This window comes from Myxococcus sp. CA023, assembly GCF_010998615.1.
Taxonomy (GTDB): domain Bacteria; phylum Myxococcota; class Myxococcia; order Myxococcales; family Myxococcaceae; genus Myxococcus.
Genome location: NZ_JAAEAH010000124.1, coordinates 1 through 18,019, shown reverse-complemented (window position 1 = coordinate 18,019; position 18,019 = coordinate 1). Strand labels below are relative to the sequence as shown.

19 protein-coding genes and 1 rRNA gene are annotated in these 18,019 nt (G+C 69.5%); 7 read left to right on the top strand and 13 right to left on the bottom strand.

Going from position 1 to position 18,019, the window contains the following annotated elements:
- Positions 1–109, top strand: a 5S ribosomal RNA gene (gene rrf, locus F8M74_RS35345); the annotation flags it as partial.
- A 389-nt stretch (positions 110–498) separates the two neighbouring features.
- A complete protein-coding gene (locus tag F8M74_RS35335; protein WP_171410521.1) occupies positions 499–942 on the top strand; it encodes a hypothetical protein in 444 nt (147 codons plus the stop codon).
- A gap of 3 nt (positions 943–945) precedes the next feature.
- Here F8M74_RS35335 and F8M74_RS35330 read toward each other — a convergent pair whose 3' ends face one another.
- On the bottom strand, positions 946–1,146 hold the full coding sequence (locus F8M74_RS35330) for a SlyX family protein (protein ID WP_002640911.1): 201 nt from the start codon (positions 1,144–1,146) through the stop codon (positions 946–948).
- 66 nt (positions 1,147–1,212) lie between these two features.
- On the opposite strand from F8M74_RS35330, the gene F8M74_RS35325 reads away from it, so the two are divergent.
- Positions 1,213–1,515, top strand: a complete 303-nt coding sequence (locus F8M74_RS35325) for a hypothetical protein (protein ID WP_090495654.1) — start codon at positions 1,213–1,215, stop codon at positions 1,513–1,515.
- Positions 1,516–1,533: 18 nt separating this feature from the next.
- On the opposite strand, the gene F8M74_RS35320 is transcribed toward F8M74_RS35325, so the two are convergent.
- The 3 genes from F8M74_RS35320 to F8M74_RS35310 all read right to left on the bottom strand — a co-directional run bounded on the left by F8M74_RS35320 (position 1,534) and on the right by F8M74_RS35310 (position 3,423).
- Positions 1,534–2,526 carry a lipopolysaccharide assembly protein LapB gene (locus F8M74_RS35320; protein ID WP_141258226.1) on the bottom strand — a complete coding sequence of 331 codons (993 nt, stop codon included), beginning with the start codon at positions 2,524–2,526 and terminating at the stop codon, positions 1,534–1,536.
- An 11-nt stretch (positions 2,527–2,537) separates the two neighbouring features.
- Positions 2,538–2,882 (bottom strand): hypothetical protein, encoded by a 345-nt coding sequence (locus tag F8M74_RS38715; RefSeq protein WP_141258225.1) that lies wholly within the window; start codon positions 2,880–2,882, stop codon positions 2,538–2,540.
- 115 nt (positions 2,883–2,997) lie between these two features.
- Positions 2,998–3,423 carry a hypothetical protein gene (locus F8M74_RS35310; RefSeq protein ID WP_141258224.1) on the bottom strand — a complete coding sequence of 142 codons (426 nt, stop codon included), beginning with the start codon at positions 3,421–3,423 and terminating at the stop codon, positions 2,998–3,000.
- Between the two features lie 211 nt (positions 3,424–3,634).
- Here F8M74_RS35310 and F8M74_RS35305 point away from each other — a divergent pair, with 211 nt between their 5' ends.
- On the top strand, positions 3,635–3,862 hold the full coding sequence (locus F8M74_RS35305) for a hypothetical protein (RefSeq protein WP_141258223.1): 228 nt from the start codon (positions 3,635–3,637) through the stop codon (positions 3,860–3,862).
- Positions 3,863–3,968: 106 nt separating this feature from the next.
- Here F8M74_RS35305 and F8M74_RS35300 read toward each other — a convergent pair whose 3' ends face one another.
- The 4 genes from F8M74_RS35300 to F8M74_RS35285 all read right to left on the bottom strand — a co-directional run bounded on the left by F8M74_RS35300 (position 3,969) and on the right by F8M74_RS35285 (position 8,460).
- Positions 3,969–4,808 carry a hypothetical protein gene (locus tag F8M74_RS35300; RefSeq protein WP_141258222.1) on the bottom strand — a complete coding sequence of 280 codons (840 nt, stop codon included), beginning with the start codon at positions 4,806–4,808 and terminating at the stop codon, positions 3,969–3,971.
- Positions 4,805–5,563 (bottom strand): hypothetical protein, encoded by a 759-nt coding sequence (locus tag F8M74_RS35295; protein WP_141258221.1) that lies wholly within the window; start codon positions 5,561–5,563, stop codon positions 4,805–4,807. The genes F8M74_RS35300 and F8M74_RS35295 overlap by 4 nt, the downstream gene beginning before the upstream one ends.
- Entirely contained in the window at positions 5,560–7,902 is a 2,343-nt protein-coding gene (locus tag F8M74_RS35290; RefSeq protein WP_141258220.1) for a TonB-dependent receptor, read from the bottom strand. The genes F8M74_RS35295 and F8M74_RS35290 overlap by 4 nt, the downstream gene beginning before the upstream one ends.
- Before the next feature lie 144 nt (positions 7,903–8,046).
- Positions 8,047–8,460, bottom strand: a complete 414-nt coding sequence (locus F8M74_RS35285) for a hypothetical protein (protein ID WP_163973481.1) — start codon at positions 8,458–8,460, stop codon at positions 8,047–8,049.
- Positions 8,461–8,648: 188 nt separating this feature from the next.
- Here F8M74_RS35285 and glpD point away from each other — a divergent pair, with 188 nt between their 5' ends.
- On the top strand, positions 8,649–10,346 hold the full coding sequence (gene glpD / locus F8M74_RS35280; protein ID WP_141258219.1) for a glycerol-3-phosphate dehydrogenase: 1,698 nt from the start codon (positions 8,649–8,651) through the stop codon (positions 10,344–10,346).
- Between the two features lie 200 nt (positions 10,347–10,546).
- Positions 10,547–12,352: a S8 family serine peptidase gene (locus F8M74_RS35275; RefSeq protein WP_141258218.1), complete on the top strand. Its 1,806-nt coding sequence runs from the start codon at positions 10,547–10,549 to the stop codon at positions 12,350–12,352.
- A 16-nt stretch (positions 12,353–12,368) separates the two neighbouring features.
- Here F8M74_RS35275 and F8M74_RS35270 read toward each other — a convergent pair whose 3' ends face one another.
- Both F8M74_RS35270 and F8M74_RS35265 read right to left on the bottom strand, forming a co-directional pair.
- Positions 12,369–12,857: an anti-sigma factor gene (locus F8M74_RS35270; RefSeq protein WP_141258217.1), complete on the bottom strand. Its 489-nt coding sequence runs from the start codon at positions 12,855–12,857 to the stop codon at positions 12,369–12,371.
- The gene (locus F8M74_RS35265) at positions 12,854–13,468 is read right to left on the bottom strand and encodes an RNA polymerase sigma factor (RefSeq protein WP_141258216.1); all 615 of its coding nucleotides are present in this window, start codon (positions 13,466–13,468) and stop codon (positions 12,854–12,856) included. The genes F8M74_RS35270 and F8M74_RS35265 overlap by 4 nt, the downstream gene beginning before the upstream one ends.
- 159 nt (positions 13,469–13,627) lie before the next feature.
- Between F8M74_RS35265 and F8M74_RS35260 the strand changes: the two genes are divergently transcribed.
- Complete coding sequence (locus tag F8M74_RS35260) at positions 13,628–14,878, top strand: acyltransferase (RefSeq protein ID WP_141258215.1); 1,251 nt, start codon at positions 13,628–13,630, stop codon at positions 14,876–14,878.
- 54 nt (positions 14,879–14,932) lie between these two features.
- On the opposite strand, the gene F8M74_RS35255 is transcribed toward F8M74_RS35260, so the two are convergent.
- From F8M74_RS35255 to F8M74_RS35245, 3 genes are all read right to left on the bottom strand, one after another.
- Positions 14,933–15,226: a FruA-associating protein, FapA gene (locus F8M74_RS35255; protein ID WP_090495641.1), complete on the bottom strand. Its 294-nt coding sequence runs from the start codon at positions 15,224–15,226 to the stop codon at positions 14,933–14,935.
- Between the two features lie 177 nt (positions 15,227–15,403).
- On the bottom strand, positions 15,404–16,453 hold the full coding sequence (locus tag F8M74_RS35250) for an NAD(P)-dependent alcohol dehydrogenase (protein WP_141258214.1): 1,050 nt from the start codon (positions 16,451–16,453) through the stop codon (positions 15,404–15,406).
- A gap of 214 nt (positions 16,454–16,667) precedes the next feature.
- Positions 16,668–18,019: AAA family ATPase (locus tag F8M74_RS35245; RefSeq protein ID WP_141341830.1), on the bottom strand; the 1,352-nt coding region annotated here is incomplete at its 5' end.

Genomic DNA, 18,019 nt, shown 5'->3' with positions numbered 1-18,019 from the left:
CTATGTCGGAGGGGTCCCACCCGTTCCCATCCCGAACACGGAAGTTAAGCCCTCCAGAGCCGATGGTACTTCGCGGGAAACCGCGCGGGAGAGTAGGTCGCTGCCGGATTCTTTTTGAGAAACCCCCGGTGTCCCTCGTGGACACCGGGGGTTTTCTGTTTTGGGCGTGTTGGGTTTCGGGGCGTCACCGCGGGCGCTGGGCCAGGCGCCGCGCGCGCAGCCGGCGCACGCCCCCCACCGCCAGCAGGGCCGCCGTGGTGGCCAGCACCAGCAGGTGCTCGGCTCGCGCCGCTCCCTTCACAACGCCAACCGGTTCCACAGCTGCGACGCGGGTGCTTGAGTCGCTCGTCGTGTTGCAGTGAACGTCCTCCGTCCGCTGTGAGTCGCTGCCTTCCGCTGCGACTGCCTTCGACGATTTGGATCTCCGTGTGGCTGGCATTGCCGCGTTCGGCTTGGTTGAGTGTGTGCTCCCCCGCTGTGTTGAGAGGAGCCTCTCGAATGAAGCTGCTTCGTCCTTGCCTTGGCGCGCTGCTCGCGGCCGGCCTCTTCCTCGTTCCCACGAACTCAGAGGCCGCGGTCCGTGTCGGGCTTGGGGCTGATTATTGGATTGATGACAGCGCGGTCTTCAACTTCACGCTGGGCGTTGAGACGCCGCTCGCGGGGCCGCTGTCTGTTGGGGCTCGGTTCGGTGCAATGCTCATCACCGAGGGCAACAACATCGGTGTTCCGTTGGACCTGGTCCTGCGTGCGAACCTCGCCAAGTCCGGCGTCTACATCGAAGGCATGGTCGGTCCCTGGCTCGTGTTTGGCCGTGGCGACACCTTCCGGGCGCATGCCGCGTTTGGCTTTGGCCTTCAGGGCAAGGCCGCGAGCATTGGTCTCGAGGTGGGTTACCTGGAGCCCAACCCGACCATTGGTCTGCGGCTCGGCTACAAGTTCTGAGCCTCAGTAATGCGGTGGACGCTCGTCATGACGGGCGTCCACCAGGCCGGGCTCGGCTTCCAGCTTCTGCTTGAGCCGGTCCACCTCTGCTCGCAGCTGGTCGATGACCTTTTGCTGCTCGTACAGCACGCCGCTGAGCTCCTGCAGCAGTTCCTGCTGGTGCATGTAGCGGATTTCCAGCTCGGCGATTCGCTTCTCGTCCATGGGCCGTCACCCATATCCCGGCGAGGCGGCCTGCGTCCCTACCTGGTTGAACCCTGCTCCCTCCGCATGAACGTCGACGAACACATCCAGCGTGCTCGTGAGCTGCTCGCCCGGAACCAGCCCGAGATGGCCGAGTCCGCTCTCAGCGATGCCATTGATGCCGCTGTCGCCGCCGAGGACATCGTCCTACTTACGCGGGCTCGCTTCGCTTTGGGGGAGTTGCTCTTCCATCAAGAGCGTGATGCGGAGGCGGTTCCCTACTTGCAGGCCGTCGTGCGCACCGAGCGCGTCGATGGAGCCGTGGACGTCGAGGTGAAGGCCTCCGCCCGCATGCTTCGACAGATCCGCGGCATCGAGCCTCGGGAGTAAGTCTCCGGCCCCTTCGCGTCAGGGGATGCTGCAGGACTTCCGAATCAGCTCCGGCTGGCCGGAAAAGCGCCGCTCGAGGTCCATTCTCGTGAGCCGGGCATCGTCGATGCGCCGCTCCTTGACCTGAATCGCGCAGAGGGCCGCCAGCGCCTTGGGGTCTGCCCGGTCCAGCCGGTCCGCCTGGCGCAAGGCCTCTTCCGCGGTGTCCACCTTGCCCAGCCGATGCCAGGCGAGCCCGAGCTCGAAGAAGCCCATGCTGAGCTTCGGGTCCTCGGCCACCGCCGCGCGGAAGAGCTTCACCGCTTCGGCGTCGTGCCCTTCCCGGCTGTGCACCCGGCCTTGTTCCACCAAGAGCCTGGCATGCGGCAGGCTCCCTTCAAGCTCTCGGAGGACGGCCAGCGCCTCTTCGCCCCGCTTCGCCGCGCTCAGCAGGTGGACGTAACGCAGCCCGATCAGCGGGTCGCCGGGCGCCTTTCCATGCGCCCGCTCCATCGCCTCGGCCGCGCCCACGACGTCCCCGTCCTTCTCTTGTAGCTCCGCTCGGAGCAGGTCCGGCCGCGCGTCTCGTGGGGCCAGCGTCTCTGCTCGTGACAGGGCCGTGCTCACACACCGGCTCATCCGCTCGACGTCGCAGATTCTCGCCAGCAGGAGCTGGGTTTCGACCTCCTGGGGATTCCGGCGCTCCGCCTCCAGGGCCAGCGCATGGGCGTCATCTGGCGCACCATCCAGCAGCAGCGTCGCGGCCTCTCTCAGCTCGGCCGGCGTGGCCTTGGCGTCGTCCTTCAGCGGCCGCAGGAAAGGGACACGCTGCGACACGCTCGACATGGCCCGTGCGATGAACAGCCGCTGCTCGGGCACGTTCCTGGGGATGAGAAGCGGAATGAGGTGGATGAGCGTCACCACGGTGCACACGATGAGCAGGCTTCGGGTCCCCCGGTTCAGCCTGCGGCGACGCGCTCCCTCTGCTTCCTGCACTTCCGATTCTCCTGGAGGCGCGCTCCGCCTCACCATGCATCCCGCTACTACACTGCCCGCAATCTTGGACGTAGCCCCGAGGGCAGCTCCAGGCCACAGCTCCAACACAGCTCGAAGTTGCCGGGGTTCTCTTCGCGGCACCGTGGACACTCCACCGACCGCTCGGCGTGCTCTTGATTCTCCTGGAGCTCCGCCAGGAGGCCTTTCGCGTGCTCGAGGTCTCGCGGCTCCACCCACAGTTCTATCCAGGTCTCCGCGCTCGGAATCTCGCCGCTTAACGGGGCAAGGGCTTCTCCGCGCACCTCAACCGCAACTCCCATGGCTTCCAGCGCACCCGCCAGAAGCCGTGCTTCTCCCACCGTGCGATGCACGGACAACTGCACACGCCTCATGCTCCTGTCTTCACAGAAGCCGAGCTCGGCAGCAACCCCGGCTACGGGCTCGCTCCTACCCGCCCGATGGGCGGCTTACCTGGACAGGCGGCACGAGGCGTCGGGCCCTGAGGCGCTACTGCTCTTCTTCGCGCAACTGGTGCGGCAGCACCGCGTGTGCGCGACGCGGAGCCCGGGCATGCAGCTCGGTCGTCAGCAGGCGGTCCAGCTCCTCGAGCAGGGTGTCATAGAGGGGGCCAGCGCCCTGGGCTGGAAGTCGCTCGGCCGCGACGCGCACGCGAGGAGACTCTTCGTCCTCGAACGCGAGCGTCACCGCGAGACCGTCTGGCCCACCTGCCTGCGGAACCATGACGACGGGGGCCGGGGCGCGGCTGGCTTGTTCGAAGAGCGGGCCCAGGCGCTGGATTTCCGCTCCCGTGAGGTCGCGCTCGCTGACCACCTCACCCTGCTCCAGCACCTTCAGGTGCTTCATTCCTTCCAGCCGGAGCGCCTGTGCGCCCGTGTTCGTTCGCCCACTGCGCTCGTACGTGACCGTCCTCACGCCGCGTCACCTCCTTGGGCACGAGGTAGGCACCCTTGCTCGCCGCCGCATCCGGCAAAGCCGCGGCTCGCGCATTCCGTGGCCGACACCGAGCGATGTCGTGTGCTTCCCGACACCGGACGAACACCTCCGCACGAGTGTTTCCACCTGGGCCGCTTCCTAGTTTCAGGCCTCCCCGGCACTTTCGCTTGGGGACTCCCGAGGTAGGTCCATGAGCAAGGACAGCGGCAAGAACCAGAACGACCAGCGCGCCAACTCCAAGAATCCCAACAACCCCGCGCACAAGGCGTCGCAGGACAACCGCTCCAACCAAATGAACCCCAACAGCCCTCGGCAGTCGGGCAACAACCCGAACGGCGGGAGCAACAACAGCGGGAACAACTCGACGGGGGGGAACTCCGCGGCGAACTCGTCTGGCTCCTCGCACAACAAGAGCTGAGCCTTTGAAGACTCCAGGCCCAGGGAGGGTCGGCCCTGGGCCTGGGGGCTCATGCTGGCGCGGTGGCCGGCTGTTCGTGCCACCGCGCCAGCATCCCACCGTGTGGTCAGCGCGCCCGGGGCTCGCACTCACCTTCGCCGCGGTAGTGCCCCAGGTTGCGCGTCAGCGCCGTGACGAAGTCGCGCAGCGTCTGTACGTTGCCCACGCCACCCGTGCCGTACTGCCCAGACGGCAGCTCCGTCAGGTCCACCGCCGCCAGTTCCTCGAGCGTCACCTCTCCGTCGGGACCCGCGATGCCCATGCTGTCCGCGGCGGCCAGCGCGTCGAAGCGCATCTTCGCGTCCGGTGACTGCAGGTCGTCGAAGAAGAGGTGGTCGCCGTGGATGGTGAGCTGCACCGTCTCCTCGCCGTCCTTGGGCACCGTTACGCCCGCGCCCAGGCCCGGGCTCTCGCAGTGCTCGTAGACGGTGTTGGTGGTGAAGCCCCAGGCGAAGCGCTTGGTCTGCTCGCCCTTGGTCGCCGTGCCCTCCATGTAGACGGAGTAGCCGCCGTCCTTCATCCGCGTGACGTCCGCGGCGTCCGCGTTGCCTGCAACCGCGTTGGCGTTGGGCGCGATGGCGAAGCTGACGTGGTCCCACTCCTGGGCCGGCACGTCGCGGAACGTCTCCACCACCACCGGGCCGGGCTTGTGCACGTCGAATACCCGCGCCTGTGTCATCTCGATGGCGGTCTCGTCGTGGTTGCCGACCTTCACCTCGCCGAGCACCACGAGGAACTTGCTGAAGCGCACCGTCCAGCCGTCCACGATGCCATCCTCGCCACCCACGGCCGCGGGAATCTCCTTCTCGATGTAGTCCTCGCCATAGGTGGTGAACGTCACCGTGCCCGCGCCGTCGCTGCACGCCATCAGTCCCAGACAGGAAAGCCCCAGCATCCACTTCTTCATTGCGCAGCTCCTTCCACCCACGTCACGACGTAGGCAGTGGTGTCTTCCACGCCGCGCACCAGCGCGTTCTGCGCCTGGCTGTCGGCGGGGAAGGTGTAGACGCCATCCGCGTCCAAATCGGTCGCGGTGGCGAAGTCAATACGGCCCAGCCACGTCCCCAGCTTCACGGCGATGCGCACACGGCCCGCCTCCATCCCCAGCGACTTCTCGAAGCGCACGCCCTGAATGGGCTTGGGCAGGCTCGTCAGCGCGTCGAAACGCCGCTCGACGCCCTCCGCGTTGCGCGCCGTGCCGCGAACGCGCATCGCCTGTCCGCTCAGCACGCCCTGGGCGTCGGTGGCATGCGTGGGGGCCGTCAGCGTCAGCTCCAGGGAGCCGTACTCGCCGGTCACCGCGCTCGCGTCGCCCAGCGTGGCGCCGGTGAGCAGGTCCACGGTGCGGGTGGTCAGCAGCTCGGCCAGCGCGTCGCCCGGTGAGTAGTGTCCGGGGTGCGCGTGGGCCGTGCCGCCGATGAGCGTGTACCAGTCGAAGCGGCGGGCCGTCAGCGCGCGGCCTTCAAAGAAGCGCACCGGGCCGACGGAGAGGTGCGCGGACTCCACCGTCACCGTCCAGCCTCGCTCATTGGCGCCTGTCATGGGCGTGGACGTCACCTCCACGGGAAAGGTGCGCCGCTCCGCTTCGCTGCCACAGCCGCTTAGGACCGTGGCCGCGGCGGCCAGGGCCAGCGCGCGGGTGAGGATGTGTCTGCGATTCATAGGTGGACCTCCAGGGAGAGCGAGGCCATCCGAGGCGACCCCGCGGTGAAATGTCTTGCCGGGACGAGGCTCGCCGCGGCGGCAGGGTCGAAGCGCGAGCCGTAGACGAACTCGCCATCCCTCCAGCGCGCGTCGAGCAGGTTCGAGACCTCCAGCCTCAGCCCCAGCTCGCCCCGGCGGATGGCGACGTGCGCATCCGCGAGGAACACGGTGGCGCTGCGCTCGCTGAAGGGCAGCGGGCGTGGACCGATGAAGGTGAGCCCTGTGCCCAGAGACAGCGTGCTACCGCCGAACCCCGTCCAGGTCAGTGGGCCGTCCCAACCCACGTCGGCGCGCGCGACGAAGGGCGCGAAGTAGGGCAGCAGCGTGTCCGAGGCTCGCACGTAGGCGTGGGCGAACGTGGCGCTGACCGACGTGACGAGCCCTGGCAGTGGACGGGCCTGGAGCGCGGCGGAGACGCCCGAGCGCAGCGTCTGGCCCGTGTACACAGTCGTGCCCACGGTGTGGTCGAAGAAGAAGTCGTTGTCCACCTGCGAGCCGAAGAGGCTGAGCTGCAGGGCCCAGTGCTCGCCGTCCTTGCGCGAGCCCAGCTCCGCGCCTCGGATGGAGACGAAGGGGGCGCGCTCGCCCTCCGAGAGGCTGCGTGCCTGCGGCGAGCGGAAGCCGTCACCGTAGCTGGCGAACAGGCGCCAGGCGTCCGCGTCATCACCCAGCGCGTACTCCACGCCAGCCTTCGCGCCCAGGTGGACGCCGAAGGCACTGCGCGAATAGCCCTGTCCGTCGTAGTAGCGCGGGTCCCGGAAGGCGAGCGCGTCGAAGACCTCCACGCCCAACGCGTCCGCGCGCCCCCCCAACCGGAAGCTCCAGCGGCCCAGCGGCATGCGGGCCTCGGCCCAGCCCCAGACGTCTGTCTGGGTGAAGGCCGCGTCAATCTCGTCGGAGAAGAAGGTGCCGTCGGATTCGCGGTAGCGCCGCTGCGTCTGCTCCACGCTGTCTCGCCGTGCGCCCAGTCCCAGCTCCAGCGCGACCGGGCGACCGAAGGCCGTCACGGACCTCCGATGCTCGGCGCGGGCGCCCAGCGTGGTGGCGTTGTTCGTCTGCTCCAGGCCGTCACCGCGCTCGTCGACACGGAAGCCAGTGAAGTTGTTGCGCAGCCGCAGGTCCGAGAGGATGCCGAAGACCTCCAGCTTCGTGCGCCCGTTCCCCGTGCGCGGCAGGTCCACGCCGAGCAGCAATTGGTGCCGTGACACCGAGCCGCCCTGTCGGCCCAGGGCGGCGGAGAAGAAGTCGCTGCGGCCCGAAAGCAGGTCGTCCTCGCGCACCACGCCCGGGGAGTCGAAGCGCGTGACGTAGCTGCCTGCGAGTGCGCGGACCGTCAGCCCATCTCCGAGTGTCGCGTTGGCCTGGGCGAGGAGCGAGGCGCGGCCGTAGCCTCGCTGCGCGCCGAAGCCTCTGCCTTCACCCAGCTCCACCGCGGCGAAGGTTCCCGCGTCGTCTCCCGGCCGCACCGTGGCCACGAGCCGGCGCTGGCCGTACTGGCCCAGCGTGCCAGAGAGGTGGACGCCGGGCTCGGCGACGCCCAGGTCCATGCGGACGGTTCCCGCGACGGCGAAGTCGCCCTGCGCGGCGCGGTAGGAACCTTCCGTCACTTCGAGCGCCTGCACGACCTCTGGGATGACGAAGTTGATGTCCGCGTAGCCCAGCGCGTGGATGTGGCTCACCTCGTTCACTGGCAGGCCACCGACGTCGAGTTCCACGTCCTGGCCGTGCAGTGCGTCGAAGCCTCGGAGGAAGAGCTGCTGGGCCTTGCCCTCTCCGCTGTGTTGCGAGGCCACGAGGCCAGGGACGGCTCGCAGGAGGTCCACCGCGTTCCTGCGTGGCGCCGCGTCCAGGATGTCCCGGCCCAGTGTCACCTCGGACGCGCTTTGCGCGGGACGCGCACCGCGCACCACCGTGGACTTTGACGGCGGCTCCTTGGCCTCGAGGTCGGATGCGCTGGTGAGGGATGCCTCCTGCTCCGAGGGGAGAGGACGGGAGCTTGCCTCCGACGAGGGGGCGTCGGCGGTCTGCGCGGTGGATGGGGACTCCTCGGCCTGGGTGTCTGCTGACCAGCCAGATGTTTCGTGCTCCGTGCTTACGGAGGGCGGCACGTCGTCATGTGCGCTCGTGCCCATGCCTGCCGCGGCCCGTTCGGACGCGGGAGATGGCTCTCGTGCCGCATCTGGCGGACGATTCGAGGGCGACAGGGCGAGGACACACGACGACATTGCGGCAACGAGGAGCACGGGCACGTACGGACACACGGCGGCGCAGGCCCCATGCTGCGGCGTCTTGCTCACGCTCGGACCTCGCGCGGCACTCGACGCCTCAGGGAGTGACCCCACCGGGACGGGTTTAGAAGTGAGTCAGCAAGCAGGACACACGGACCCATGCGTGCCCCGCACGCGTGGCTCCCTGCGTTGGCTGTGCGAGGGTGATGACGGCTACGGGCCCTGGGGCATCGCCGTCGGGCGCACCGCGGAGCCGGGGGCCCTCGTGGAGCCTCGCTGGAGCTCCGCCAACCACGACACTTCACGCACCCGCGGCAGCTTCATCACCGCCCAGGTCAGCGCGACCGCCTGCAGGTGCTCCACGGAGCCCGTCAGGTGCTCGTGCCCGCTCTTCCGCTCACCGTCGGGTGCGGGGTCCCCCGCGCCCTCATCGCCACGGTGTGCGTGCTCGTTCCTCGCACCGTGCGCGTGGGCGCGCCCGTGCGGGTGTGAATGGGCATGGGGGTGGTGATGACCACCATCGCTGTGCTCCACCACCGCGTGCAGCACCGGCGCCACCACGAGCCCGTACACCAGGACCATCAGTCCCAGGCTGGCCAGGTCGCGTCGGTCGTGGGGGTTCAACAAGGCCGTGGAGCCCGGGGGTGAGGGGAGGGGTCGGCCGCCTCCTATCTGTCTTCATCCGGACGCGCAAGGCACCGTCCCCCCTCGGATGGGTGTCTCGCGGACACATGTCGCCTCGCCCCGTGTAGCGCGCTTGACGCAGCGCATTGGTTTCCGCTGCCCTCGCCGGCCAACGCCGCTACACTTGTGCCGTGCGTTCTGAATCCGTCGCGCTCAGCCGTGTTGTCTCCGAAGCAGATGTGCCCCCGCCTCCGTCCCGCGCAGCTCGCCTGCGGGCCCTGGCCACGGAGACCTTCGACGTCCTCATCATCGGGGGCGGTGTCACTGGCGCGGGCTCGGCGCGGGATGCCTCGCTCCGGGGCCTCAAGGTGGCGCTCGTCGAGCGTGACGACTTCGCCAGTGGCACCTCCAGCCGCTCGTCCCGGCTCATCCACGGCGGCCTCCGCTACCTGGAGCACGGCCACCTGGGCCTCGTCTTCGAATCCAGCATCGAGCGCCAACGCCTGCTGCGGCTCGCTCCGCACCTGGTGCGTCCGCTCGCCTTCATCTGGCCCGTGTACGCGGGCGCCCGCGTGCCCCGCTGGAAGCTCAACGCGGGCCTCATGCTCTACGACGCCCTCTCCCTCTTCCGGAACGTGAAGGGCTACCGGCGGCTCAACGCCCGGCAGGTCCACGCGGCCGAGCCCGGCCTGCGCACCGACCACCTCAAGGGTGGTGCCCGCTACTACGATGCGGCCACGGACGACGCGCGCCTCACCCTGGCCAATGCCGTGGGCGCGTCCGAGGCGGGAGCCGTCGTCCTCAACCACGCCTCCGTGAAGGCGCTCGTCCTGGAGCAGGGACAGGCGCACGGCGCGACGGTGGTGGACCACCTCACCGGCGGGGAAGTCACCGTGCGCGCACGGGTCATCGTCAACGCCACGGGCCCGTGGAGTGATGAAATCCGCCGACTGGATGCGCCGAATGGGACGAGCCCGGCCGTGCGCGGCAGCAAGGGCGTCCACCTCGCCGTGCCGCGCGAGCGCATCAACCACCGCGACGCCTTCACGCTGCTGTCCCCCAAGGACGGCCGGGTGATGTTCGTGCTGCCCGCCGACAACTTCACCATCATCGGCACCACGGAGACGTCCACGCGCGCGCACCCCGCGGAGGTCCGCGCCAGCGAGTCCGACGTGGCCTACCTGCTGGAGTCCGCCAATGCCTTCTTCCCCGAGGCGCGCCTCACTCGCGCGGACGTGGTGAGCGCGTGGGCCGGCATCCGTCCCCTGGTGGCCAGCGGCTATCACGGCACGCAGGCCGACGCGGGCAGTGCCAGCCGCGAGCACGCCATCGACGTGAGCCCCTCCGGCGTGCTCGCCATCAGCGGTGGCAAGCTCACCACCTACCGCGTCATGGCGCGCGACGTGGTGGACGCCGTGGAGCGCCGCCTGGGCCAGCCTCGTCGTCGCTCGCCCACGGATGCGTTGCCCCTGCCGGGTGGAGACATCCGCGCGCTGGACGCCGAGTTCGCCGCGGCGCGCGCCGAGGTGGGAGACGACGCTACAGCCGTCCACCTGGTGCGTGCCTATGGCAGCCGCTGGCGCCGCGTGTGGGCCCTGACGCGAGAGGACGCCACGTTGTCCCGGCCGCTCGCCGAGGGGCTTCCCTACCGGGCCGCCGAGGCCGCCTGGGGTGTCACCCACGAACTGGTGCACACCCTGTCGGACCTGCTCATCCGCCGCCTCAAGGTGGCGTTCGAGACGCGCGACCAGGGGCATGCGGCCGCGCGTGTGGCGGCCGAAGTCATGGCGCCCCGGTTGGGCTGGGACGCCGCGGAGACGCAGCGGCAGCTGGACGTCTATGCCGCCGATGCGCTCCGCCTTTTCGGCGTGGATCCGGCCGAGGCGTGAAAGGGCGAACGCTCCCCTGCCGGCTGCTCGCCGGGCACGTCCTTCCACGAACAGGGGCGCGAGCGGCCGATTCGCTGGCGTGGTTAACTTGCGCTCCGGGAACGGAATCAGGTGTCCTCCCGTTCATGCGCGTCCCTGGAAATCCATCAGCCGCGCCGTGACGTACGACGCCTGCTGGACGGGCACTCGAGGAGCGTGAAATGAAGCGTTGCGTCTGGCTGGGTCTGGTCGGGGGGCTGATGGCATGTGGCTCGGAGCAGGAGCCCAAGGCGTGCCCCGGTACCGAGGGGGCGTCCCAGTTGCCGACGGTGGTGTCCGCGGCGCGAAGCGAGGCGGCCCTGACGGACGATGGCGGGGAGGACGTCATCATCGCCTTCCGGCAGCGCGTCTTCGCCTCCGCGCAGGCCAACACGGATGCTTTCGCCAACGAGGTGACGCGCGCTGGAGGCCAGGTGAAGCAGCGCGTCCCGTCACTGAACATGCTGTCCGCCCGGGTGTCTCCCGAGGCGCGCGCGGCGCTCGCCCGGAATCCGGACGTGGTGTCGGTGTCGCCCAACCGTCCGGTGTACGCGCTCGGCATGTCGCGGCCACCGCTGCCCGCGCAGGCGTGGCTGGGCGCGGAGCCGCGGCCGCCCCCCAACACCGTGGGCTCCGTGGGGGAGTACACCGACGGCCTGAAGATGGTGCGGGCCAACAAGGTCTGGGATTTCAACGACGACGGTGTCCTCGACGAGGGCCGGCCTTCGGGCACGGGCATCAAGGTGTGCGTCATCGACAGTGGCTGGGACAACCGCCACCCGGAGCTGCAGGCCGCCTTCATCGGAGGCAAGGACTTCATCAGCGGGTCCGCCAACTCGCTGGCGCTGGACGCGAAGGTGGACTCGAAGGGCAACGTGCTGCTGTGGGGCGGCGGACACGGCACGCACACCGCGGCCACCATCGCCGCGCAGCTGGGCGGGGGTGGCCGGGTGCGGCTGGGCGAGGACCCCAACGGAACGGTGGGCGTGGCCCCCACCGCGTCGCTGCTGATCGCCCGCGTGCTGAACGAGCGCGGCACGGGCGACACCCTGAATGTCATCGCCGCGCTCCAGTGGTGCCAGGAGCAGGGGGCAAACATCGTGTCGCTGTCGCTGGGCGCCGTGTCGAAGAACGAGGCCGAGGAGCTGGCCTTCAACCAGGCCAAGGCGAATGGAGTGCTGGCCATCGCGGCGACGGGCAACTCCGGCGCGGGCGAGGTGTCCTTCCCGGCCGGGTACGACTCCGTGGTGGGCGTGGGCGCGGTGACCTTCTCGGGGGAGTGGGCCACCTTCTCCCAGTACGGCCAGGGCATCAACCTGGTGGCCCCAGGCGTGGGCGTGTTGAGCGCCACCATCATCGGCGGGGCCCCGTATGGCGAGGTGGCCGCGAGCGGCCAGCAGTTCGCGTCCAATCCCCTGGAGTTCTCGGCCGTGGGCGCCTATTCGGGGCGGATGGTGGACTGCGGCCTGGGCGGCAGCATCTCCGACTGTGGAGAGGCCGCCACCTGTGATGGCTTCGTCGCCTATGTTGACCGCGGCGGCGGCATCCTCTTCGAGGAGAAGGTGCGCAACGCCGTTCGCGCCGGAGCGAAGGCCGTCATCATCGGCAACCACACCGCCGAGGAGGGCACGGGCAACTTCACGCTCAACGGGCCGTCCAAGCTGTGGGTGCCCACCGTCTCCGTGTCCTTGGAGTCAGCCAACGTGCTCCGCGAGCTCATGGGGCAGGACGTGACGTTGGACGTCACCGGTCTGGACTACACGCTGCAGACGGGCACCTCCATGGCGACGCCACACGTGGCCGGGGTGGCGGCCCTGGTGTGGAGCCTGAATCCCCAGCAGCTCGATGCGGAGAAGGTCCGCAAAGCCCTGCTCGAGACGGCCCGGGATTTGGGGCCGGCCGGGTGGGATCCGAACTACGGCAACGGCCTGGTGGATGCGGTGGAGGCCGTCGAGCACGCAGAGCGCCAGCTGCCCCCGGCGCCGTAGGTCACCGCGGCCGGCGTCAGCGCAGGGTTATCAGGGGGGAGGCCACCAGGCACGCCCCCACGCGGGCTTCCAGCGCCGCCACGGCCTCCCGTGAAGGGTCGTCACACCAGTCGACGGCCCAGGTGGCGGTGGTGAGCGCGTCGTTCCGGGTCCAGGGCTCGTCGGCGCTTGGGAGGCGCGTCACCTGGAGCGTGGTGATGCCCACGAAGGCCACCGACGCCAGGGCCGCGGTCAGCATCTTCCCCCAGTGCATCCAGCTGACCTTCGGGGCGGTGGGCACCACGGGCTTTCGCAGCCGGGACTCCAACGCGGCGAAGTCCAGGGCGGGCCGCGCCGGCATGCGCCGCGCTCGCTGCGCCATCCACCCACGCTCCGCGCGCAGCCAGCTCAGCGCGTGCTGACAGGCGGGGCAGGCCTGGGCGTGTGCGCGGACCCGCGCGGTGTCCTCGGGGGAGAGTTCGTCGGCCAGCAGCGCGTCCAGTTCGGTTTCGCGGCAAGCGCTCATGAGTGGCCTCCAACGTGTGCGGCCAGGTGCTCGCGCAGTTGGAGCCGTGCGCGGTGGATTTCGTTCTTCACCTTCTGGAGCGACCAGCCCATCACCGCTGAAATCTCCTCGTAGGGCAGGCCGTGGTCGATGCGCAGCAGCAGCGCCGCGCGCCGGTCCTCGCGCAGCGTCCCCAGCGCGCCCGCCAGCAATCCTTCCAGTTCCCGGTCCAGGAGCAGGTCCTCCGGCGTGGGCGTGGGCAGCACCGCCTCCACCTGGCTGCCATGGACTTCATCGTCCATGTCCACGTGGGTGCCTCGGTGCCGCAGCGACTCCAGGTACACGTGCCGGGCGATGCCCAGCAGCCACGCCCCCAGCCGGTCCTCGTCGCGAAGCGCGCCCAGCCGCGCATGGGCGCGGACGAAGGTCTCCTGCGTGGCTTCGTCCGCCGCGGCCTCGTCGCGCAGCAAGTCCTTCAAGAAGCGCCACACCCCCGCGGCGTGCCGTTCGAACAGCCAGCGGAAGGCCGCGGGGTCACCTGTGCGCGCCCGGCGCAGCAGCGTCCGCTCCCGGTCCGTGTCGGACGGGGGCGCACCTGCCAGCACCATTTTCATCGCGGAAAGGAGGGCCACGGCACCAAGGTGTCACGGGCGGCCCGGGAGTTTCACGCGCGCGTGCGTTTTTCCCGCGCCTGGCTACCTGGTGGCAGGACGGACACCCCACACCGCAATCCCACGCACGCCGGGTGGTGGTCTTGTTGGATGACAGTCGTTGTTGGTAAGAGAACTTTCATGTCCTTGAACTCTGGCCGTGTGGGTGCACCCACGGCGCACGCTCCGCGCCTGCAGGGCCACCTGCCCGTGCTGGACGGTGTGCGGGGCCTCGCCGTCCTGCTGGTGGTGTTCTTCCACACGACCCACCTGAGCGACCAGAGCGTGGCGGGACGCGTGACGTGGTGGCTGGCCGGCGCCGGATGGACGGGCGTGGACCTGTTCTTCGTCCTCTCCGGCTTCCTCATCACCGGCATCCTCTGGGAGGCGAAGGGGCAGCCGTACTTCTTCCGCAACTTCTACATGCGCCGCTTCCTGCGCATCTTCCCGCTCTACTACCTGGCGTTGGCGGTGTCGTTCCTGGTGCTGCCGTCGCTGGCGGGCCGACTGGGCCTGGACGAGCGCATCACCACCGACGGCGCCGTCTGGTACCTGCTGTACTTCTCCAACTTCTACCAACTGTGGGTAGACACCACGCACCCCATCCTCGGCGTGGTGTGGTCGCTGGCCATCGAAGAGCAGTTCTACATCGTCTGGCCCTTCCTCATCGCCGCGGTGTCGTACCGGGGCGCCATCCGGTTGTGCCTGGGCACCATCGCCATGGCCATCCTGGTGCGCGTGGGGCTCACGCTGTACGGGGCCAGCATCGAGAGCACCTACGTGGTGACGTTCTGCCGCGTGGACTCGCTGGCGATGGGCGGCCTGCTCGCGATGGCGCTGCGCCACCCGGAAGGGCTGGGCCTGAAGGCGTTCCCGTGGATGCGCTGGGCGGCCTGGGCCTCGGTGCCGGTGGTGCTCGCGCTGGTGGTGCTGCCGGTGGGCCCCACCTTCGAGCTGGTGAAGCGCACGGGTGGCTACACCGCCATCGCCGTGCTCTACGCCGTGTGCGTGTACAAGGCGGTGGCCGTCTCCAAGGGCCACGTCCTGTACCGCTTCCTCACGGCGCGGCTGCTGCTCACCTTCGGCAAGTACAGCTACGCCATCTACCTCATCCACTCGCCGCTGGACGCCATCCTGCGCCGCACGGTGCTGAAGACGCCGCTGAAGACGGTGGCGGGCTCGGACATGCCCATGCAGCTGGTGTTCTACGTGGTGGCCGCGGGGCTCTCGCTGGGGCTCGCGCTGGTGAGCTGGAACCTCTTCGAGAAGCACATGTTGAAGCTCAAGGACTACTTCCCCTACGGCCCGCGCCCCGCGCCGGTGCCGCTGCCGGTACCGCTGCCGGAGGGCGCCCAGGCCGAACGGACCGAGGCTCCCGCCCGGGTGGCGTGACGTCCGCTGGAGTGCCCGGCGTCGCGGTCCGGCGCCGGGGCTCCCGGCTCGTCGTCAATCACGGCGCATGGAGAAGGCTTCCGCGACGCGCAGGGCCCACGTCTCCGCCGAGTCGAGCTCCGCGCGGGCGCTGGCATAACGGTCCAGTCCGGCCTCCGAGCCGTCCCGCGCGAAGATGGCGTCGTGCAGCTCCTTCTGTGCGCGGCTGAGCCAATGGCTCGCCTTCTGGCGAAGCTGGGCTGCCTTCTGGGGCGTGGGGGCGGCGAGCGCCGGATCCAGCAACTCTTGCTCTTCGGGGTACGGGGACGTCACCTTCACGAAACCGGCCTGCGCAATCGTCGTAGTCATGCTCTGAGAATTCGCACCGAACGGCGAGCAGGCACCTGACCAGTGGGGCAGGACGATGTGCAATGGCGTGCACTGTCCTGCCCTCCAAGGCCGGTGGGCGGGGCGCGACTTCGAGCCGGGGCAGTCGTTGCCTATCGGCTGTTGTCCCGCGAGGTGGGAGCCGGAGCTCCCGGGCGGCTACTTCCGCAGACTCGCGAGGTCGATGACGAACCGGTACTTCACGTCTCCCTTCAGCAGCCGCTCGTAGGCGTCGTTCACCTGCTGGATGGAAATCAGCTCGATGTCGGAGACGATGTTGTGCTTGCTGCAGAAGTCTAGCATTTCCTGTGTTTCCTGGATACCCCCAATCATCGAGCCCGAGAAGCTCCGCCGCGTGGGGATGAGGGAGAAGGGGCGGACGTCGAGCGGCTTCTCCGGGGCGCCGACGAGGACCAGGTGGCCGTCCCGTCGCAGCAGCCGCAGGTACGCGTTGAGGTCGTGCTGCGCGGAGACGGTGTCCAGGATGAAGTCGAACCTGCCCGTCTGCGCGGCCATCTCCTCCTTGTTCGAGGAGACCACGACGGCGTCGGCGCCCAGGCGCGCGGCGTCCTGCTTCTTGCGGTCGGTGTGGCTGAAGACGGTGACGTGGGCGCCCATGGCCTTGGCCAGCTTCACGCCCATGTGGCCCAGTCCGCCCAGGCCCACCACGCCCACGCGCTGACCCGGCTGCACCTTCCAGTGCCGCAGCGGCGAATACGTGGTGATGCCGGCGCACAGCAGCGGCGCGGCGGCGGCCGGGTCCAGGTTCTCCGGAATCTTCAGCGTGAAGGCCTCGTCCACGACGATGGCCTCGCTGTAGCCGCCCTGGTTGAGCGTCTTCCCGTCCTTCGCCTTGGCGTTGTACGTCTGGACGTTGCCCTTCTCGCAGTACTGCTCCAGGCCTTCCTGGCAGCTGGGGCAGGTGCGGCAGGAGTCGACCAGGCAGCCGACGCCGGCCATGTCCCCGACCTTGACCTTCTTCACCTGGTCCCCCACGCGGACCACGCGGCCGATGATTTCGTGGCCTGGAACCATGGGGAACAGGGAGCCGCCCCATTCGTCGCGCGCCTGGTGCAGGTCGGAGTGGCAGACGCCGCAGTAGAGGATTTCAATCTGCACGTCGCTGGGGCCTGGCTCGCGGCGCTCGAACTGGAACGGGGCGAGGGGGGACTTGGCGTCCTGGGCGGCATAGCCGCGAACGGGAATCATGAGGGGTGCTCTCCTGGCCTTGGGGTGTTGTCACTGCTCGGTGGAACGGAATATGCGTCCGCGCTCGCTCGCGCGTAACAGGCAAAATCGGGACGCGCTGCTTGGGAAATCTTCACAATGGCCTTCACGCCGCTCAACGCCCTGAGTGCCTTCCTGGTGGTGGAGCCCTACGCGGCGCGCGAGGTGACGGCGGCACCTCGCTGAGCCGAGCCGGCTACGCGGTGGGGATGTTGCGCACGCGGCCCCTCACGAGCGCCGCTTCGTCGGCGTGGCCCGTCTCGTCCAGCAGCGCGGCGGCGCGGTGATAGAGCAGGGCGGCCTCCAGGTGGCGCAGGGCGGCGGTCTCCGCGTTGGCGGCGGAGACGAGGAAGGGGGCCGCGCGGCGTGGCTCGTGCCCGTCCAGCCAGTGCTGGGCCACGACGACGGGCGCGGCGCCGCGCTGCTCCAGGGCCACGGCGAGCCGGCGGTGGAGCAGCGTGCCCAGCGCTCCGGGGACGCCCTGGCGCACCACCTCGAAGAGCAAGTCATTGGTGAAGCGCTCGCCCCTCAGAATCTGCGCGCCTTCCAGCTCCGCCACATGCGTGACGAGCGCCAGCGGGTTCATCTCCAGCACCTCGCTGGCCAGCTCCAGCGTGAAGTCCGTCTTCGCCAGCGCCGCCAGCCGGGCCACCAGCAGCGCGGACGGGGACAGCCGCTCCAGCCGCTGCTGGATGAGCTGCTGGCCCCGGCCGGAGGCGGGGACGTGTTCGGGCCAGCCGCGTTCCAGGCCGCCGGTCTCCAGCAGGTACTTCAGTGTCTCGGTGATGAAGAGCGGGTTTCCGCCGGTGTGCCGCGTCACGTCCTGCACCAGCTTCTCCGCGCCGGGAAGCTCCAGGCTTTGGAGCAGCGCGCCCACCGCCGCGGAGCCCAGGGGCTGCAGCTCCACCAGGATGGCCAGCCCCGCGGTCACCAATTGCTGGACGAAGACGGCGGCCTGGGGCGACAGCTCATCCGTCCGGTAGGTGTCGATGAAGCGCGGGAAACGGCCGCCGGGCTCGGGCGCGTGGCGGCGCGACAGCATCAGCACCGCGAACTCCGTGGTGGCGCTGTCCATGAACTGGAGGTCGTCGGCCACCATGGCGTCCACGCTGTCCGCGAGCTGGTAGACGAGCTGGCACTGCGCTTCCAGGAAGCGGCTGCGGTCGGCCTCGTCCGCCATGGGCGGGGGCAGGCCTTCTTGCCCGGCCTGGTCCGGCAGCAGGCGCGCCAGCTCGCGCCGCACCCAGCTCGGCAGGCTTGGATCAGGCACCCGGGCCAGCATCTGCCGCACCAGCCGCACGTGCGAGGAGTAGGGCACGCTCTGTTCGCCGGGCCGCGCCTCCAGCAGCAGGTAGCTGCCCCGCGACGCCGCGAAGTCATGGGCCAGGCGCGTCTTGCCCACGCCCGGCTCGCCCGAGATGAAGATGGTCTGCCCCGCCTCCCAGGCGGCCTCCATCCGCGCCCACTCGGGCTCGCGGCCCACCAGGACCGGCGGCCGGAGCACGGAGAGGGGCAGCCGGCTCGTGGGTGGGGGCACCTGCTTGGGGG